The sequence below is a fragment of the Flavivirga aquimarina genome (assembly GCF_030540835.1).
Lineage (GTDB): Bacteria > Bacteroidota > Bacteroidia > Flavobacteriales > Flavobacteriaceae > Flavivirga > Flavivirga aquimarina.
On record NZ_JAUOEK010000006.1, the window covers coordinates 1 to 421 of the forward strand.

Annotated in this window: 1 protein-coding gene; it reads left to right on the forward strand. The window is 31.8% G+C overall.

Annotated features, from left to right (window positions below):
• Positions 1 to 107: 107 nt before the first annotated feature.
• Positions 108 to 260, forward strand: a complete 153-nt coding sequence (locus Q4Q35_RS00030) for a hypothetical protein (RefSeq protein WP_303275867.1) — start codon at positions 108 to 110, stop codon at positions 258 to 260.
• Positions 261 to 421 lie beyond the last annotated feature (161 nt).

Sequence of the window (421 nt, forward strand, 5' to 3'; positions counted from 1 at the left end):
AAGGATAATTATTTATTAGTAGAAACTTGCCAATGGTAGGTTTCTACTCTTTTTAAAATGAACTTAATAATATTAATAAAACCCAAGAAGCCATAGATGATTGGTATATGGCAGGTCAAAAAGATTATGATGTATTTGCTAATAAATATCCTATGGATGGCGAACTGGAACAACAAAACGATAAAATAGAAGCCATGCATAAGTTGGTGTGTTGCAGAAAAAATCACACATACCCCAACCATATCTATAAATGGCTATGAGTTACCCAAAGAATATAATGTAGATGATTTAAGAGAGATCTTACAATAAAAATAAAAAGCCCAAAGCAAACACTTTGGGCATGAACAATACCCTTTTCGCGAAAGGCAGACCAAAACCTTGATGGTCTTTAAATGCTCAAGGCAAATATAATTATTAATAA